The sequence below is a fragment of the 'Chrysanthemum coronarium' phytoplasma genome, assembly GCF_000744065.1.
Taxonomy (GTDB): domain Bacteria; phylum Bacillota_I; class Bacilli_A; order Acholeplasmatales; family Acholeplasmataceae; genus Phytoplasma; species Phytoplasma asteris.
The window spans coordinates 1-17,569 of record NZ_BBIY01000003.1; the positions used below are offsets into that span (position 1 = coordinate 1).

The 17,569-nt window shown below is 29.3% G+C and carries 16 protein-coding genes; 7 read left to right on the plus strand and 9 right to left on the minus strand.

Translation table 11 applies throughout. From position 1 onward, the window contains the following. Positions 1-552: 552 nt before the first annotated feature. The 7 genes from OYV_RS00165 to OYV_RS00195 all read left to right on the plus strand — a co-directional run bounded on the left by OYV_RS00165 (position 553) and on the right by OYV_RS00195 (position 8,291). Entirely contained in the window at positions 553-1,605 is a 1,053-nt protein-coding gene (locus OYV_RS00165) for a hypothetical protein (protein ID WP_042067547.1), read from the plus strand. 84 nt (positions 1,606-1,689) lie between these two features. Then, positions 1,690-2,160 carry a restriction endonuclease subunit S gene (locus OYV_RS00170; RefSeq protein WP_269077273.1) on the plus strand — a complete coding sequence of 157 codons (471 nt, stop codon included), beginning with the start codon at positions 1,690-1,692 and terminating at the stop codon, positions 2,158-2,160. Between the two features lie 300 nt (positions 2,161-2,460). After that, positions 2,461-3,036, plus strand: coding sequence for a phosphate propanoyltransferase (locus OYV_RS00175; RefSeq protein ID WP_042067552.1), 576 nt, complete (start codon positions 2,461-2,463; stop codon positions 3,034-3,036). Between the two features lie 293 nt (positions 3,037-3,329). After that, a complete protein-coding gene (locus OYV_RS00180; protein ID WP_042067554.1) occupies positions 3,330-4,583 on the plus strand; it encodes an HD domain-containing protein in 1,254 nt (417 codons plus the stop codon). Positions 4,584-4,689: 106 nt separating this feature from the next. Next, positions 4,690-5,496 carry a 16S rRNA (adenine(1518)-N(6)/adenine(1519)-N(6))-dimethyltransferase RsmA gene (rsmA, locus tag OYV_RS00185; RefSeq protein ID WP_011161073.1) on the plus strand — a complete coding sequence of 269 codons (807 nt, stop codon included), beginning with the start codon at positions 4,690-4,692 and terminating at the stop codon, positions 5,494-5,496. A gap of 275 nt (positions 5,497-5,771) precedes the next feature. Beyond that, positions 5,772-6,071: a septation regulator SpoVG gene (gene spoVG / locus OYV_RS00190; protein ID WP_011161074.1), complete on the plus strand. Its 300-nt coding sequence runs from the start codon at positions 5,772-5,774 to the stop codon at positions 6,069-6,071. A gap of 219 nt (positions 6,072-6,290) precedes the next feature. After that, on the plus strand, positions 6,291-8,291 hold the full coding sequence (locus OYV_RS00195) for a heavy metal translocating P-type ATPase (RefSeq protein WP_011161075.1): 2,001 nt from the start codon (positions 6,291-6,293) through the stop codon (positions 8,289-8,291). A 199-nt stretch (positions 8,292-8,490) separates the two neighbouring features. Here OYV_RS00195 and OYV_RS00200 read toward each other — a convergent pair whose 3' ends face one another. The 9 genes from OYV_RS00200 to OYV_RS00245 all read right to left on the minus strand — a co-directional run. Continuing rightward, entirely contained in the window at positions 8,491-9,951 is a 1,461-nt protein-coding gene (locus OYV_RS00200; protein ID WP_041625004.1) for an MATE family efflux transporter, read from the minus strand. Positions 9,952-10,112: 161 nt separating this feature from the next. Further along, positions 10,113-11,027: a 16S rRNA (cytosine(1402)-N(4))-methyltransferase RsmH gene (gene rsmH, locus OYV_RS00205; RefSeq protein ID WP_042067557.1), complete on the minus strand. Its 915-nt coding sequence runs from the start codon at positions 11,025-11,027 to the stop codon at positions 10,113-10,115. Positions 11,028-11,195: 168 nt separating this feature from the next. Further along, the gene (locus OYV_RS00210) at positions 11,196-11,441 is read right to left on the minus strand and encodes a DNA-directed RNA polymerase subunit omega (RefSeq protein ID WP_042067559.1); all 246 of its coding nucleotides are present in this window, start codon (positions 11,439-11,441) and stop codon (positions 11,196-11,198) included. Continuing rightward, entirely contained in the window at positions 11,422-12,060 is a 639-nt protein-coding gene (gene gmk, locus OYV_RS00215; RefSeq protein ID WP_011161079.1) for a guanylate kinase, read from the minus strand. The genes OYV_RS00210 and gmk overlap by 20 nt, the downstream gene beginning before the upstream one ends. 150 nt (positions 12,061-12,210) lie before the next feature. Beyond that, complete coding sequence (gene leuS, locus OYV_RS00220) at positions 12,211-14,676, minus strand: leucine--tRNA ligase (RefSeq protein WP_042067561.1); 2,466 nt, start codon at positions 14,674-14,676, stop codon at positions 12,211-12,213. Between the two features lie 103 nt (positions 14,677-14,779). Continuing rightward, complete coding sequence (acpP, locus tag OYV_RS00225) at positions 14,780-15,010, minus strand: acyl carrier protein (RefSeq protein ID WP_042067562.1); 231 nt, start codon at positions 15,008-15,010, stop codon at positions 14,780-14,782. Between the two features lie 270 nt (positions 15,011-15,280). Continuing rightward, complete coding sequence (locus OYV_RS00235) at positions 15,281-16,339, minus strand: M42 family metallopeptidase (protein WP_042067564.1); 1,059 nt, start codon at positions 16,337-16,339, stop codon at positions 15,281-15,283. After that, positions 16,332-16,961: a hypothetical protein gene (locus OYV_RS00240; RefSeq protein ID WP_042067565.1), complete on the minus strand. Its 630-nt coding sequence runs from the start codon at positions 16,959-16,961 to the stop codon at positions 16,332-16,334. Before OYV_RS00240 ends, OYV_RS00235 begins: the two co-directional genes overlap by 8 nt. A 138-nt stretch (positions 16,962-17,099) precedes the next feature. Further along, positions 17,100-17,569, minus strand: a 470-nt coding sequence (locus OYV_RS00245; protein ID WP_042067567.1) for a 50S ribosomal protein L20, incomplete at its 5' end; no start/stop codon positions are given.

Genomic DNA, 17,569 nt, shown 5'->3' on the forward strand with positions numbered 1-17,569 from the left:
CAATAACAAATAAAATGATAAACGCAATTTTGGTTGCTATTTATCAAAATATTCATTATTTAATAATATACAACAATTATTTTAATTTTGCAAATATTAAAAAAATAAAGATGAAAGGAAATATTAATTTTAAGTATATATAATAAATAAATTGCACAAACAAAAGATAAAACAAACACCCTTAAAGACTAGCCTAAAACTAGTCTTTTTTTATTACCTTAAATTAACTTTATCCCTATAAAATAACACTCAAACCCATCAAAAAACCCTTAAAACCACAAAAATGAGCATATTTTACCGTTTTTTTGAGTTATAATATACTTTAATGGCAGTACTTTAATATACAAACTAGCTATTATATACAAAAAATGTAATAAGGGGCCTTTAAAAATAAAATATTAAACAAAAAAGATTAAAATATTATTCCAAATACAATTTAGCAACATAATCAATAATATTTTCAATCAAACTTAATTTTAGTGCTATTCAAACTTTATTAATTAAATATCTAAAATCATTTCAAATCAAAAACAATATGGGAGTTTAACTTATATGAATACTAAAAATAATAAAAAATATTTAATTAAATGCATAATTTTATTAATTATAGCTTTTATTTGTCTTTTCCAAACTATCCTTATTAACGCTTTAGAAGCACAACCTAACGAACAAAGACCCAACAACCAACATTATGCTTTTACTCAAAGTCCAGATTTAAAAAATAAACAAATTGAAAATAGAAATAAAAAACTAAGTTTGCAACTTGATAAACTTATTGAACAATTACAAACATTTGTAACTGAATATGACGAATATGACGCATATTTATTTCATAATATAAAGGAATTAAAAAATGAAACTGTAAACAATAGTGAATTTACAACATTACAAAACATCCTAGACCAAGACATACCAAGATATAAAACTACATTAACCCAAAATGCCCATGCAGAAAAAAACACTTTTATGACAAGTATCGCAAACAAAGAAACACTCAACACCGATGGCATAAACACTCTAAAAGCAAAAATAAAGAATTGCTTTGATACTTTCAAACTTAATAGAAATAAAGTTTATGAGACAATAAAAAGCAAAGCGGAACCTTTTAAAAATATTTCTTCTATCAAAAACAAAATCGAAGACTTTGAATCTGATTTAACATCCAAAAAGGATCAAACCCAACCCAACAATTTCAAACCATCCCCAACTAATTTATGCGACCTTAATACAGATATCAACAATGAAATTGAAAAACTATCCCAAATACATAATAAATATTTTATTGCTAAAATACATAATATTGAATTAAACCCAGGTAACCAAAATCAAATCCAAGAACAAATTATTACTAAATTAAAAACATTAATCCCTCAAAATTCAAATACACAAAATGTAGAAACACAAACTACTATTAAAGATATATTTCAAATAAATACTCTACAAACACCTTCTTATAATTCTAATATTAACAATAAATATATTCTAGATACTAAAATTAAAGATGCAAATAACAATTTAGCAACTGTATTTATTGACGTCCAAGACAAAGAAACAATTGAACTACCACAAGAACCATATACTTTAGAACAATTATTACAAAATTGAACAACAGCTAAAAATATCTATATCTTTTGGAGATCTCCAAAACCACCAAAAGACATTACTCTTGATGATAGAACAGATTTAAATATATCAGATTGTGAAAAAAATGGAGATTACGAAGTGTGGGGTGGAGGTATAAAACCCAAAGTATCTTATAACAAATCTAATACTCCTGAAAATAATATAACTAGTGTAGGTAGTTGTGGTTATATTCATTTCCATACTAAACCTTTTTGGGCTGCTCAAAATTTACAAATTTTAAAACCTAAAGATGATTCTTTTAATGTTTTGTATTTCTATTTTTATTTAAAACAAAAAGAAAACGAAATTCAAAAAAATTTAAAACAAGGACACATTCCCAATTTCACCCAAAAGCTAATAAAAAAAATAAAAATAACTCTTACCCCATTAGAAACACAAAATGAAATAGCCACTTTTTTAAATAAAACCTTAAAACAAATAGAAGAAAAAACAAATTTACTCAATTCTTTAATGAAAGATTTATTAAATAAAACCGATGAACAAAAACAATATTTATTTAATAAATTATTATTTTAACTTACAAACCTTTTAATTAACACCTTTAAACCCCAGACTCTTTTTACAAAGGGTCTTTTTATTTGTCATTAAATAAATATAGCATAACAAAACAATAAAACAACAAAATAAACAAATTACCTTGAATATTTCTAATAATTCATGTTATAATAAAGTAAATTAATAAAAATTATATACTATTTATACACAAAAACTTTTTACCAATTCTTCAATAAAAAAATCAAAATATGTAGAAAATAAGAGGCATTTTATAATAAAAATGTTATAATAAAGCTGTAAATGCAAACAATGGAGGCAAACATGTATCACATTCCAATAGGAATCTCAGGAAGACACACTCACCTATCACAAGAAACACTAGATATTTTATTCGGTCAAAAAAATTATCAACTCACTTTTTTCAAACCCCTCAAACAAACAGGACAATTTGCAGCCCAAGAAAAAATTGATGTTATGAGTCCATCAGGAAAAATTCTTCCACAAGTTCGGATTTTAGGACCCACAAGACCTTTTGACCAAGTAGAAATTAGTCAAAGTGATGCTTTAAGACACGGATTTACAGCTCCTGTTAGATCTTCAGGCGATATTAAAGGTTCAGGCAAAGCCACTTTAATAGGTCCCAAAGGTCAAGTAGACATTGAAGAAGGTGTTATTATTGCCAACAGACATATTCATTTATCTACCCAAGATGCAAAAAGTTTTGGCATTACTGACAAACAAATGGTAAGTATTGAAATTGAAGGCACTAAACCTGGCATCTTAAAACAAGTTTTGTGCAGAGTACACCCCGATTTTAAACTTGAATGCCACTTAGATACTGATGACGGCAGTGCTTTTTTACTTAAAAATGGCGATACTGTTAAATTAATGAAATAAATCATTAAAAATAAAAAAATAAATAATTTTGTCAACTTAAATTCTTGCGTTATAAGGATCTTGCAACTCACCCCAAAGACCTTATAACCTATATTTATTTTCACCCCTTAGCAAAACTAACAATTATTTTATTTTTTTATTGAACGAAAGACATAAATTTCCTTTCATTTGTGTCTTTCGCTCAATAAAAACTATTCTTAAAAACGCAAACAACAAGAAGGAGGTAAAACGGATAAGGATAAAAATTACAAAAACCCAATAAACTTAATTAAAAATTATCCTCAATAAAATCAATGCAAACAACCAATCCATATTTTAAAAAGTTTCTCAGATCTGAAGTTTTTCGTGACCCTATCTACGGTTATATTTATCTGGAATACGAATTGATTGAAAAATTAATTGATACTTCCGTTTTCCAAAGATTAAGACGTATAAAACAATTAAGCGGCGCTAACACCGTCTTTCATGGAGCAGAACATTCTCGTTTTACACACAGTTTAGGTGTTTATGAACTTGCAAGACGGTTTTTAAAAATCACAAATATTAAAAAACACTTTTCTGAAACCCAAAAATTAATTTTACTAGTATCTTCTTTGTTACATGATATTGGACACGGTGCTTATTCTCATTCTTTTGAAACCTTATTTGACGTAAACCACGAAACGCAAAGTGCACGCATCATCAAAAATAACAAAGAAATTGGAGCTTTATTAGACCAAATAAGCCCTGATTTCAAAAACGATGTAGCTAGTGTGATTGAAAAAACAAAGAAATTTCCCTTAATAGAACAAATTTTAACTAGTCAAATTGATATTGACAGACTAGATTATTTAGAACGAGATTCTTATTTTACAGGTGCCACTTATGGGCATATCGATTTAGAACGTTTAATGCGTAGCATGATAATTGAGCCTCATCCTAGCAAAAATAACGAAAAATGTATTGCCTTTAGACAAAGTGGTGTTTTTGCTATTGAAAATTATTTAATTAACCGCTATCATATGTTCTGGCAAGTTTATTATCATCCCAAAGTAAGAGCTTATAGCACTATTTTAGAAAAAATTTGTAAACGTTTATGTGATTTATTACAAAATAACTATCCTGTAGACCCATACATCCAACCTTTTTACAATTTTGTAAACAATCAAACTGACCTAGACAAATACTTAGCAATTGATGATTATTATATGAACGGTTTAATCCTACATCTTAAAAATAGTAAGGATACCATTTTAAAAAATTTATGTAATGATTTTCTCAATAGACGCATTTGGCACATTTTAGATGATAAAGACCAAAACCAAGAACAAATTGAACACATTAAGCAACAATATCACAGCCAAAACCCCGATTATATTAAATATTATACTTCAAGTAATGCTGCTTTTCAAAATGCTTATTCCGAAAGTAAGCCTAAATTTGAAACCAAAATTTTAATTAAATCTCAGGGAGGACTCAAAAGTCTGAAAGAAGAATCCCCCATTATTAAAAGTTTAATCAAAAGTAGTCCTAAACAAGATAATAAATTTTTTTATCGCCTTTTATAAATCCAAAACTTCCCCTATAAACCCCTCCCAAACAACTTCCCCAATTCTTAACTAACAACAAATCCCAAAAGCCAACATCCATATCAATTTTATTTAAGGAAATCAAATGCATCATACAACCAAAAAAAAATACGGTCAAAATTTTTTAACAGATGTTAATTTATTAAACAAAATTGTAACTAAGGCTTCCATCACAGACAAAAATGTTTTAGAAATTGGACCTGGCAAAGGTGCTTTAACCAAAATTATTGTCCCTCAAGCTAAACATGTTTTAGCCTATGAAATTGATGCTACTCTCAAACCTTTTTTAAATTTTGAAAATCATAACAATGTTAATATCATTTATGATGATTTTTTAAAAAGAGATTTATTAAAAGATTTTGATCATTATTTTAGTCCTAACTCTCAATTAAGTTTAATTGGTAACTTACCTTATTATATTACCTCACCTATTCTTTTTAAAATTATTGACACTCCCCAAATTAATGATGCTACTATTATGATTCAAAAAGAAGTAGGAATGCGTTTACTGGCTCAACCCAATAACAAAAATTATAACGCTTTATCTGTAATTATTCAATTTCTATTTAGTATTGAAAAAATCCAAGAAGTTAAAAGACATATGTTTTTTCCTGCACCCAAAGTAGACAGTATTGTTATTAAACTTACTAAAAATAACAACATTTGCCCTACTTTCTTGCAACAATTTATCAAGTTTGTAAAAGCTTCCTTTAAACAAAAAAGAAAAACTTTACTCAACAACTTATCTTGTCAATTTTTGTTATCCAAAGAAACCATTATTCCTTTTTTCTTACAACATCACATCCCCTTACAAATTAGAGCCGAACAGGTAACTTTAGAAACTTTTCAAAAATTAACTGTTAAATGGTTTATTTTTTTTAATATATCATAAAATAATAAAACTTTTCATATTGAAAATAAATCACAAAGCTCATTAGGAAATGATTTTCCCTTTTTCCGATATTAAACATCAATATCAAAAAATTAAATATTAATCTTTTTTTAAATAAAAAAACCATTAAAATATTAACTGCATCCAATTATTATTTATATTTTATTTTCAATTTTTAATTTGTATCATTACACAAACCATAAATAATTAATAATAAATAACAAATAGTAATTTAGCATTTAATATAAAATGAAGCAAAACTGGAGGCTTAAGAAATGAAAGTTACCGATGTAAAAATTAGAAAAATCAACGGTGAAAGTAGATTAAGAGGAGTTTCTTCAATCACTTTTGAAAACCAATTTGTAGTTAATGACATCAGAATTATAGAAGGAGAAAGAGGTATATTTATTGCTATGCCAAGTAGAAAAACTTCCAAAGGCAACTTTAGAGATATCGCTCATCCCATCAATTCAGAAACCCGTCAACTAATTGAAAATTGCATCAAAACAAAATACCAAGATTTGCTAGATAACCCTCCACAAGAAGAAGATTTTTCTCAAAATTCTGAAAATTAATAATTATTAACTTTAAAAAATTCCAGATTTTTTTGGAATTTTTTTTACATGTTTTGAATTCAAAACGCCATTTTATTAAAAAAATTTTGCAAATGCGAAACTAAAAACCCAAAACTAACAAACAACTCATCCATTAACACTTTTTCCAAACATACTTTACATTACTAAAATATTTACAATTATATTTATCCAAAAAATTAAGCAAAGAGGTACAAAAATTTGTCTTGTTGCAACAATTCTTCATCCATAAACAATCACGAACACAACGATAAAAAACCATTAATTTTTTTTGTTATAGGAACATTTTTATATAGTTTATTTGCTCTATATTTGCATTCTCACAATTGCACAAACACACTAGTATTAGTTCTTGTTTCTTTGGCACTTTTATTTTTAATCGGCTATCATGTTATTTTAAAAGGCTTTATAGAAACTTGGCAAGATACTTGCAAATTTAAAAAATTCACTCCCAACATTCATATTTTAATGACTTTAGCGGCTCTGGGAGCTTTATATTTAAAAAACTACAACGACGGCATTTTATTAATTGTCATATTTTCAGGAGCTTCTTTTTTAGAAGAATACGTTGAGGCAAAAAGTCAAAAAGAAATCAAAAATCTCTTAAAGCTTCAAGTAGCAGAAGCAAGATTACAAAAAGAAGACGGCAGTACTGAAATTATTCCTTCCAAACTACTCAAAATCAATGATTTAGTCTTAATTTTACCAGGCGACCAAATCCCTACTGACGGCGTCATTGTTTCGGGCAATCCCAACATTAACGAAGCTAACATTACAGGTGAAGGCATTCCTTGTGACAAACAACCAGGCGATTTTGTCTACGGCAGCACCATTAACGGCAGCAACCATTTTGTTATGCGTGTCACAGCTACTAACGAACAGACTGTTTTTGCCCAAATTGTAAGATTAGTAAGCCAAACCCAAAACAATATTTCCAAAACTGCTACTTTAATTAAAAAAATAGAACCAATTTATGTAAAAACCGTTATGGCAACAGTTGTTGTTGTCCTTGGTCTTGCAGGAATACTACATTTTACTGGACCAAGTAATCCCAATTTCGAATTTAGCACTTGGCTACACAAAACAATGATTTTTTTAACTGTATCATCTCCATGTGCCCTAGCTGCAGCTGACATTCCTTCCACTCTTACAGCTATTTCTAACCTCACTAAAAAAGGGATTTTATTCAAAAACGGCAGATCTTTGGAAAAAATGGCAGATATCAAAGCTTTTGTATGCGACAAAACAGGCACCCTTACCGAAGGCAAACCTCAAGTAACTGATGTTTATGTAGCCCCCGAAATCTCTAAAGAAAAGTATCACAAATATTTAGATATATTATTAGGGATGGAACAAAAATCCAACCATCCTTTAGCGCTAGCTATTAAAAACCATTTCCACCACAAATCTCACCTCCAAATGGAAATTACTATCTCAGTTGGCGTCGGCCTTGAAACTTTTTATCAAAACAATCATTATAAAATTGCCAAAGCTACTGCTTTTACCCAAACTCCAATCTGTGCATCTTTACAAGCCCAAACGCAAAAATTTTTATACGAAGGCAAAACCATCGTTTATTTTAGTTGTAATAATCACATTGTTATGGTTTTAGCTCTTTTGGATAAATTACGTCCTCAAGCTTATCATTTAATGCAATACTTCAACCATAAAAACATCTATACTGCAGTAATTACAGGAGATACCCAACAAAGCGCTTACATCTTACAAAAAAAACTTCATCTCAAAGCAGCTTGGGGAGATATTCTACCTGCCTATAAACTAGAAAAAGTTCAAGAACTACAAAAAGAAAAAGGCACTACAGTAATGGTAGGTGATGGTGTCAATGATGCTCCTGCCCTTACAGCTGCTGATGTAGGAATTGCGATGCAAAACGGTACTGATGTGGCAATGAATGTAGCAGATGCAGTTTTAATGCAAAACGATTTATCAAAAATTATCTATACTCACCAAGTAGCTGTCAAACTACGCAAAATCATTTGGCAAAATATTATTTTTGCTATGTTAGTAGTTTGTATCTTGAATCTTTGTAATCTTTTTGGAGACATGAATTTACCTTGGGCAGTCACTTGCCATGAAGGAAGCACACTTTTAGTTATTTTCAATGGATTAAGACTTTTACAAAGTCCCAAAAACCCCAAACTAAAAGACAAAAAGAAAAACACAAAATCTTTTAATAAATAATTTACTTTATTAACCTCATTATAAAAGACAGCACAAAGACAAAAAAACCACCCTTTTAGGGTGGTTTTTTATTTACATATTAAGATTCAAAACATAATTTAAAAGAGTGTTAAATTTGGAAGTATTTTATTTGAGTATAATAAAATCTCTTATTATTAAATAATTATCCATATAAAAGTTATTACAATATATAAAATATTTAATCTTGTTCAAATGTTTTATCACGTTTTAATTTAAGATAAAAAGTTGAAAAAATTAATAATGTAATGATAAAACAAATAAAATTACTAAGAAAAATACTCAAACCTACTCCCATTACACCTTGATTTAAAAAGTGTTTGGAAAAAAGAACAATAAAAAAGATACGAATTAAAGTTCTTAAAAAATTCAGATAAACCGAAGGTCCTACGCGTTTAAAAGCTAATAAAAAATTAAACATAATAATAGAACCACACGATAACCATAAGCTAGTAGTTTCAAAAAATAATAATGTACGGAAAACATCTTGTTCCAAAGTAGGAATCTTTTCCCAAGGACTATCATGAAATAATGGCAAAATTAACTTATAACCAAAAATATTAATCAAAGAACCTATTAAAGCCAAAACACACATACAAAAAATAATTTTTTTGAATGCTTCAAAGACTCTATTAAGATTGTTATGACCTAAATTTTGAGATATAATAGCATTTTGGGAATCAGAAAAAGAGTTAAGTGCATTATAAAAGACATTATTAATAGTTACTGCTAAGGCTAAATTAGCTCCAATTTGGGAACTACTAATTCCTTGAGGATCACCGTACCATTCTTTAACAATGATACTTACAATTAATTTGCCAACACTATAAATACTAATACTAGCACAAACAGGAATAGCTAATTTAGAAAGTTTTTTCAAAAATTCTTTATCAAAACTGATTTTGGATAAAATAATACGGAAGGGATTTTTGCTGTCAAAAAATAAAAACCACAAAGCAAATAAAGTAACAATTCCGTTAGAAATCAAAGTAGCCAAAGCCAAAGAAACCATGGAAGAATTCCAATAATGAAAAAGAACAAAAGAAAAAATAATTTTAGCAGAAGCGTTTAAAATATTTAAAAAAAGAGCAATTTTGTTATTACCTTTGGCACGCTCCAAACTTAAAAAAACTGTATTTATAATGATACAAACAAGCGACAATATAATAAGATTATAATATTTAATACCTTCATTGTTTTCAATTGCATTTTGACTAATTTTTAAAATATTAGTTGCAATGAAACTTTTAAAAACAAAAATGCATAAAAAGACCAAAATAAAGCCAGTTAAAATGGAAAGAACAAACGTTTTTGCCAAATAAAGGTGCATTTTATTAACATTATTTTGTCCATAAGCGCGCCCTACTAAAATAACTCCTCCTGTGGCAATAGAAATACCAAAAGGAACAAGAATACCTTTAAATATATGTACGCGACTTACAAAGGTAAGTTGATTATCTGAAATTTGATTTCTTTTTAAAATAAAAAGATCAATAGCATCTGATGCATTTTGAAAAATCCAATAAATAATGATAGGAAAGGTAAAATAAAAAATTACTTTCCATAAGTTTCCTTCTAATAAAAATTTTCTATTTCTTTTTTCATTAATTAAAATTTGTGTTGTTGCTTTTGTTTTAACCACAAAAAAACCTCCATCTAATGTTTGGGTTGGGTCAAACAACTTGAAAATATGTGTAAATAAAAGCTATAACACACATTATATTTTATCAAAATTAGAGGGGTTTTGGGAGGCAAAAGGTGATATTTAGAGGAGGCGCGCAACTATTTCATTTATTTAGATAACTAACCATTTTTGACAGCTACCCTCAGTTTAGCAGAAATACTACGCGAATTATTTTGCATTTCTTCCTCACTTGGCAAAAAAGCTTTTTTAGTAATAATACTTAAAGGAGTTTGGGGCATAATTGTAATAGGCATTTTTTTAGGCAAAACAAAAGTACTATTTTTTTTAAAAAAATGTTTAACAATGCGGTCTTCTAACGAATGAAAACTAATAACTACTATCATGGCATTGGGTTTTAACAAATCAAGACTTTGTTCCAAGGCTTGTTTTAAAGATTCTAATTCTTGGTTAACTTCGATACGCAATGCTTGAAATATTTTTTTAGCACTATGTCCTTTTTGGCGATTGCAAAATCGATCAGTGATGGCAACCAAATCATAAGATGTGCACAAAGGTCTTTGTTTAATAATTTCTGAGGCAACCAAAGCAGCATTTTTAACTTCACCATAAACCTTAAAAATATTTTTTAATTGTGCAAAGGAGTAATTATTTAAAATATATTGTGCAGTAATTGTTTGATTAACATTCATTCTCATATCTAAAGGAGTGTTGTGCAAATAACTAAATCCTCTTTGGGGATTGTCAATTTGACAAGAAGATAACCCTAAATCAAATAAAATACCATCTAATTGAAAAACATTTCGTTTTGCTAATTGGGCTTTTAAATGCGAAAAGTTGCTATGAATTATTTCAATTGGCAAATGTGGGGGCAAGATTTTTTTAGCGTTTGTGCAAGCTTCTACATCTTGGTCAAAAGAATATAAAAACCCTTGTTGCAAAAGATTTGCAATTTCTATAGTATGCCCACATTGTCCTAAAGTGGCATCTACATAAATACCTTCGGGATTTATCTTTAAAAAATCTATGGCTTCTTGTTTGAGAACTGAAATGTGGTTAAAATGTGTTTTATTCATGGATTTTACCTCGCTTGCAAAGTTAAAAAATGTGATTAAAAATAATAAATGGTGGAAAAATAAAAGGAAGGTGAGATGAATTGCAATTATAAAAAAATAGTTAAATTACACAATATTATTTGTAATTTAACTTATTTTATCAATTGTGAAATGGTACCTAAATATTAATTACTTAAAGACAAATTTAACTTTATCATTAATAATTTCTTCCAAAGCTTTACCAACTACTTTATTACACACAAGTTCAGGCAATTCTTTTTTTTGAGCTTCTATCACATGAGCAGTTTTGCTTGCAATATGAACTAATTTGTATTTGGAATTAATTTGATCCAACAATTTATCAATCGAAGGATAGATCAAACCTTCCTTATTGTATTTTTTTTTATTTGGTTTACTATTGTTCTGCATAACCATTATCCTCCAATATTTTTAAATAATTACGAATACTGCGTTTCGTTTTGGCATGTTCTGCTCTAATAATTGCAATAATACGGTCAGCAGCATTAGCCACTTCATCATTTACTACAATATAATCGTATTTGTGAGCTAAGTGAAACTCGTTATTGGCTTTGGCAATTCGTTTTGCAATATTTGCTTCTTGTTCAGTGCCGCGTTTTTTTAAACGATCGTAGAGAGCTTTTTTTTCAGGCGGAACCAAAAAAATAAAAACTGTGTTTGGGATACGTTTTTTTCTTAAATGAGTGGCTCCTTCAACTTCAATTTCTAAAAACACTTCTTTTCCTTGTTTTAAAAAATCTTGAATTTGCTTTTTAGGAGTTCCATAATAATGATCAATAAATTTAGCCCATTCTAAAAAACAATTATTTTCAATCCCTTTTTCAAATTCTTCTTTAGTTAGAAAATGGTAATCTTTACCGTCTTGTTCACCTGGTCGCGGTTTTCTGGTAGTAGCAGAAACAGAATACACAAAATTATGATTAGTCATTTCAAACAAAGCTTTTCTCACAGTGGCTTTGCCAACTCCTGAAGGTCCTGAAAGAACTATTAAAAGTCCTTTTTTATTTAATTTCATGTTAACTTACCTTTTTTATTAAATTTTGTGAAAGCGCTTAATAATATTAGTTGTGCTTAAATAATTTTAAAAATTGAAGATTAAAATTAAAAGTGGTTTTGATTAAAATACACAATTGCCACCAAAAATTAATATTGATGTTAATATTGATTAATTAACAATAATATTTAATAATTTATTGGGAATATAAATCATATTTTGAATGTTTTTATGGCATACAAACTTATTAACTTTTGCATCTTGTAAAGCTAGAGTTTTAATTTGTTCTGAAGACAAATCACAAGGAAGTTCCAAAACAGCTCTTAATTTGCTATTTACTTGCACAATAATTTTTACTTGCAGTTGTTCTAAATGAGTTTTATCATGCAAAGGCCAAGTTAAAGCAACTAGTTGGTTGTTATTTTTCAAAATAGTTTGATTAATTTCTTCTGTCAAGTGAGGAACAATCGGATTTAATAGTTGCAAAAAGGTCTGTGCTTGTTTTTTGCCTATTTTTTGATGTTTATAAACTTGATTGACAAAAATCATTAATTGACTAATAACTTTATTGAATTTCAATTTTTCATAATCTTGGGTTGTTTGAAAAATGGTTTGATGATAAATAGCGTTTAGAGAAGTTTCAAAATCATTTGGCATTGCAAAAGAAAACATTTGATAAACTCTATTTAAAAAACGTTGTATTCCTTTGAAACCTTTTTCACACCAACTTTTAATATCTTCTAACGGACCCATAAACATGATATAAATTCGCAGTACATCAGCGCCGTAGCGTGCAAGCATTAAAGAAGAACTTACGCCGTTGCCTTTGGATTTAGACATTTTAGTGTGATCATGTCCCAAAATAATACCTTGATTAACTAATTTTTGAAAAGGTTCTTTGGTAGAAACTAAACCCAGATCGTATAAAAACTTATGCCAAAAACGTGCATAAAGTAAATGACCAACAGCGTGTTCTGTTCCTCCAATGTATAAGTCTACTGGCAAATAATAGTCAAGTAGTTCTTTTGCTTTGGTGGTATTTAATGGGATTATACCCAAATAATTTTTCAAAATATAGCCAATATAGTACCAAGAACTACCTGCAAGTTGTGGCATAGTGTTAGAATCTCTGCGATATTTTTTGCCATCTTTTTCAAAATATAGCCAAAAATGGGCTTTGGAGAGAGGTGATTCACCTGTGCCTGATGGTTTGATTTGTTCCAAAAAAGGAAGTTCTATGGGCAAGTTTGCGTCGCTATCAGTATAAATTTTATTGTTGGTGTCATCATAATAAATGGGGAAGGGTTCTGCCCAATATCGTTGGCGCGAAAAGACCCAATCACGCAATTTATAAGTATAATGAGAGTACCCGTGATTATTTTTTTCTAAAAATTGCAAAATTTTAGTTTTAGCTTGTTCGTTATTAAGACCATTTAAAAAATCACTATTGATGTGGATGCCTTCTCCCGTATAAGCTTCAGTTAAGGGAGGGTTGGTTTGGTTGGCGGTAGGATTTTCCAAATCAGAAGACGGGGGAGTTATAACTTGAATCATTTTTAGACCATGTTTTTGAGCAAACTCAAAATCTCTTTGATCATGACAAGGAACAGACATTAAAGCACCTGTGCCATAATGAGGAAGGACATAATCAGCAATCCAGATAGGAATTTTGGTGTTATTGCAAGGATTAATTGCAAAACTACCCGTAAAAACACCTGTTTTGTCTTTATTGATGTCTCTTTCTAAGTCTTTTTTTTGTTTGGTTAATTCCAAATAATTGTTAACTGCTTGTTGGTATTCGGGTTTGGTGAGTTGTAAGGCTAATTCGTGTTCGGGCGCTATTACTAAAAAAGTTACACCAAAAAGAGTATCAGGGCGAGTGGTGAAAGTTTTTAAAGTTATTTTTTGGTCCGAAACTGGAAAAGAGACGATTGCACCTTGATTTTTGCCAATCCAATTAGCTTGCATTTCTTTCACGTTTAAAGGCCAATTAACTAAATTAAGGTCGTCTAAAAGTCTGTCTGCATATTGAGTTATTTTTAAAACCCATTGTTTCATCTTTTTTTTAACAACTGGATGATTGCCTCTTTCAGAAAACATCCCTTTTTCATTAGAAATTACTTCTTCATTAGCAAGCACTGTTCCTAAATTAGGGCAAAAATTTACTTCTGTATTTTTGAGAACTGCTAGTCCTTTTTCGTAAAGTTTTTTAAAAATCCATTGAGTCCAGGCATAAAAATAAGGATCTGAGGTGGCAAGTTCTCTATCCCAATCAACACTTTTACCAATACTTTGAATTTGTTTTTTAAAATTATTGATGTTTTCATAAGTAAAAGTGCGGGGGTTTTTGCCTGTTTGCAAAGCATATTGTTCGGCAGGCAGCCCAAATGAATCCCAACCAAAAGGATGCAAAACATTAAAACCTTGCATGCGTTTGAACCTACTCATAATATCGCTTGCAGTATAACCTTCAATATGACCTACATGAAGCCCTTCAGAAGAAGGATAAGGAAACATATCAAGACAATAAAATTTCTTTTGTGAAAAGTTATCTTGAGTTTTGAACACCTTATTTTGTTGCCAATAAAGTTGCCATTTATGTTCTATTTGTTTAAAATCATAAATTAATTTTGTCATACTCGAAAGCCTTCTATATTTGTTTTAACTTTTATAATGTGTTATAATGTGGGAATAAATTTAAATTAATTGTGAAAATGATTGAAAAAGAAAATGAGTTAGTTTAAGGGGTGTTTTTAGTGATGTAAAAAACGATATCTTGAACGGTTTTAAAATTTTGTAAAGTTGCATCACTAATGTTGATTTGAAATGTTTTTTCTACTTCCATAACTAGTTCTAAAGCGTCTAGCGAATCAAGTCCTAAATCTTCTTTAAAACAAGTGTCTAAAGTAATTGTAGAAGCGTCTAAAGATAACTGGGTGGCAATTAAAGCTTTAATTTTTTCAAAAACCATTTTTTTATTTCTCCTTCAAAAAAGCAATAATTGCTTAATAATATTATACCAAAAAAATCTTTTTTTAATTGTTGCATTTGCCAAAATAAAAACAAAAGTAAATTATTTGCTTGTGGTTTGGTGTGTAAGTTTGCAAAATAAGGTGGTCTGAAATGAAGTTATTTTGATTGTAAGTTATAAAAAGGTGCCTATTTACAAGAAACAAACTAAAATATTTTATTCAAATAATTTAGTTTGCCAATGAGAAATTATTTAATTTTGTAAGTGTTTTTATTGAAATAAAATTTCGTTAACTTCTTTTTCGTCTAATTGATTTACTAACAAAGTTAAAAGTTTAACAGTGTTTATGATGTCTTGTTTGTGAACTACAGAAGTGTGTGAATGAATGTAGCGTACAGGAACGCCAAAAGATAAGGAAGCGGCTCCTTCGCGCACTAAATGCATAGTTGCAGCATCAGTTCTACCACCACTGCCACTTATTTCTTGCACAGGGATATTGTTTTGGGCAGCGATTTTAAGGACAAAATTACGCAATCCTTTGTGAGCGACTAAGCCCCCATCATAAACTAAAACTTGAGGACCTTTTCCTAGAGTGTGCCCTTCTTTTTCGCCCCCTGGAACATCATTTCCAATACCAGTATCAACAGCAATAGCAATTTGAGGGTGTACTTTGTGAGCACTGGTTTGAGCTCCGCGTAGTCCTACTTCTTCTTGGGTAGTAAAAACACCAAAAAATTGATTGGTAGTAGGATTGACATTTTGTAAAACTTGCATCACAATTGCAACTCCCACGCGATTATCTAAGGCTTTTGCAAGGAGATAATCAGAATTACCAAGCGTGCTGAATTCTATATAAGGAGTTACCATATCACCAACGCGAACGCCTAATTTTAAGGCTTCTTCTTTGTTGGAAACTCCAATATCTAAATACATAGAAGAAGTATTGATAACTTGATTGCGCTCTTGAAAAGACATTACATGCGGAGGTTTGCAACCAGTAACTGCTTTAAGAACGCCTTTATCGGTGTGAATTTGCCAAACTTGAGCAAGCATCACTTGAGAAAACCAACCACCAAGAGTTTGGAATTTGATAAAACCTTCTGGAGTAATTTGATTAACTATTAAGCCTATTTCATCCAAATGTCCTGCAAACATAATGCGAGGTCCTGTTTTTCCTTTACAAGCAATCACAGAGCCTAAATTATCATATTCGATGGAGTCTACTTGGTTTTTGATTTTGTCAACTACATAATTAGCAACTGCTTTTTCTTGACCTGGAATACCATTTAACATTGTTAAATCTTTTAATAAAGAAACTAAATCACTCATTTTCATTCTCTTTTTTGGGTGCGTGTAAACTAGCGGTTTGGAATTGTTTAATTCCTGTAAATGTAAGATAAATAGTGTGCATTAAAGATAAAACAGCAAATGATTTTAAAATGATATCTTTTAAGTTTTCAAATAAATTGCTACCTAATCCGAAACAACCAAATCCAAACATTAAAAGATATAAAATGAAAAATGAAAAGTTTTGTTTCTTGAAATAATTAATATTTAAATTGATGAAGCTGTGAAGAACAAACATCAATGATAAACAATAGTTAAAAGTTAAAAGTTTGCCAACTAAAGGGTTTTTGGTTTTGAAATCATCAATATTTAACAAACCTAATCCTGGTAACAAAAAGGCAGTAACGATGACAAAAACAAAGACAAAAGCTTCTAGGGCAAAGACAAAACGAAGCTTGGATAAAGTTTCTTTGTATTTTTTAAAAACTACTAAATAAGTAAATAGCGATAAAAGGACACCTAAGAAAAATAATCCTATTTGGAATTTCAGACTTCCAAGTTGGAAAGTTTGGTCAAAAAAACAACATCCAGCTACCAAAAGGAAAAAAGTTGCCAATAATAAAGAGTAAAATCCTTGTAAACGTTTTTGTTTCATTTTATTCATTATATTATATAACTCCTATTTTATTTTTTCTAATTATTGTAAAATGAAAAATTAAAAAATAATTATTCATGAAAAAACATACAAATCAAGTTTAAAATTAAAAAATGAAAAATCATGAAAATACGTATTTTGAAATTTTTAAATTATTTTTTTAGCAAGAGCTTTTTTTAAAGTTGTAACAATTTCGGCTTTTTTAAGTTTATTAAAATTAGGAACTTTGTGTTCTTTAGCTAATTTTTTTAACTCAGGAAGCAACATTTTAGATAAATCTAAAGAAGGTTTTTTTGCTTTAACTTGGGTAGTTTGTGGTTTTGGGGTTTTTTCAAGTTGAGGTGGTTTTTCTTCTTTTTGTGCAAGTTGGTTTAATTGTTCTTCTTGTAATTTAGTTACTTGCGCTTCTTTTTGTTTTAATGTTTGTTGAAATTGCACTAAGGCTTCTTTTGCTAATTGAACATATTGTGCGAAAGTTTCTGGTTGTAAGTGTGCTAAATCTGCTAATACTTTACGATTAACATCTACTTTTGCCAAAGCAAGTCCGTGCATTAAATAAGAATACTGCATGCCGCATAACATAGCACCAGCGTTAATACGGGAGATCCATAATTTAC

Excerpts from the sequence above, each read along its gene's own strand:
- OYV_RS00165 (WP_042067547.1), top strand. The coding sequence starts at position 553 with ATGAATACTAAAAATAATAAAAAATATTTAATTAAATGCATAATTTTA.
- OYV_RS00175 (WP_042067552.1), top strand. The coding sequence starts at position 2,461 with ATGTATCACATTCCAATAGGAATCTCAGGAAGACACACTCACCTATCA.
- OYV_RS00180 (WP_042067554.1), top strand. The coding sequence starts at position 3,330 with ATGCAAACAACCAATCCATATTTTAAAAAGTTTCTCAGATCTGAAGTT.
- rsmA (WP_011161073.1), top strand. The coding sequence starts at position 4,690 with ATGCATCATACAACCAAAAAAAAATACGGTCAAAATTTTTTAACAGAT.
- spoVG (WP_011161074.1), top strand. The coding sequence starts at position 5,772 with ATGAAAGTTACCGATGTAAAAATTAGAAAAATCAACGGTGAAAGTAGA.
- rsmH (WP_042067557.1), bottom strand. The coding sequence starts at position 11,027 with ATGAATAAAACACATTTTAACCACATTTCAGTTCTCAAACAAGAAGCC.
- OYV_RS00210 (WP_042067559.1), bottom strand. The coding sequence starts at position 11,441 with ATGGTTATGCAGAACAATAGTAAACCAAATAAAAAAAAATACAATAAG.
- gmk (WP_011161079.1), bottom strand. The coding sequence starts at position 12,060 with ATGAAATTAAATAAAAAAGGACTTTTAATAGTTCTTTCAGGACCTTCA.
- leuS (WP_042067561.1), bottom strand. The coding sequence starts at position 14,676 with ATGACAAAATTAATTTATGATTTTAAACAAATAGAACATAAATGGCAA.
- acpP (WP_042067562.1), bottom strand. The coding sequence starts at position 15,010 with ATGGTTTTTGAAAAAATTAAAGCTTTAATTGCCACCCAGTTATCTTTA.
- OYV_RS00235 (WP_042067564.1), bottom strand. The coding sequence starts at position 16,339 with ATGAGTGATTTAGTTTCTTTATTAAAAGATTTAACAATGTTAAATGGT.
- OYV_RS00240 (WP_042067565.1), bottom strand. The coding sequence starts at position 16,961 with ATGAATAAAATGAAACAAAAACGTTTACAAGGATTTTACTCTTTATTA.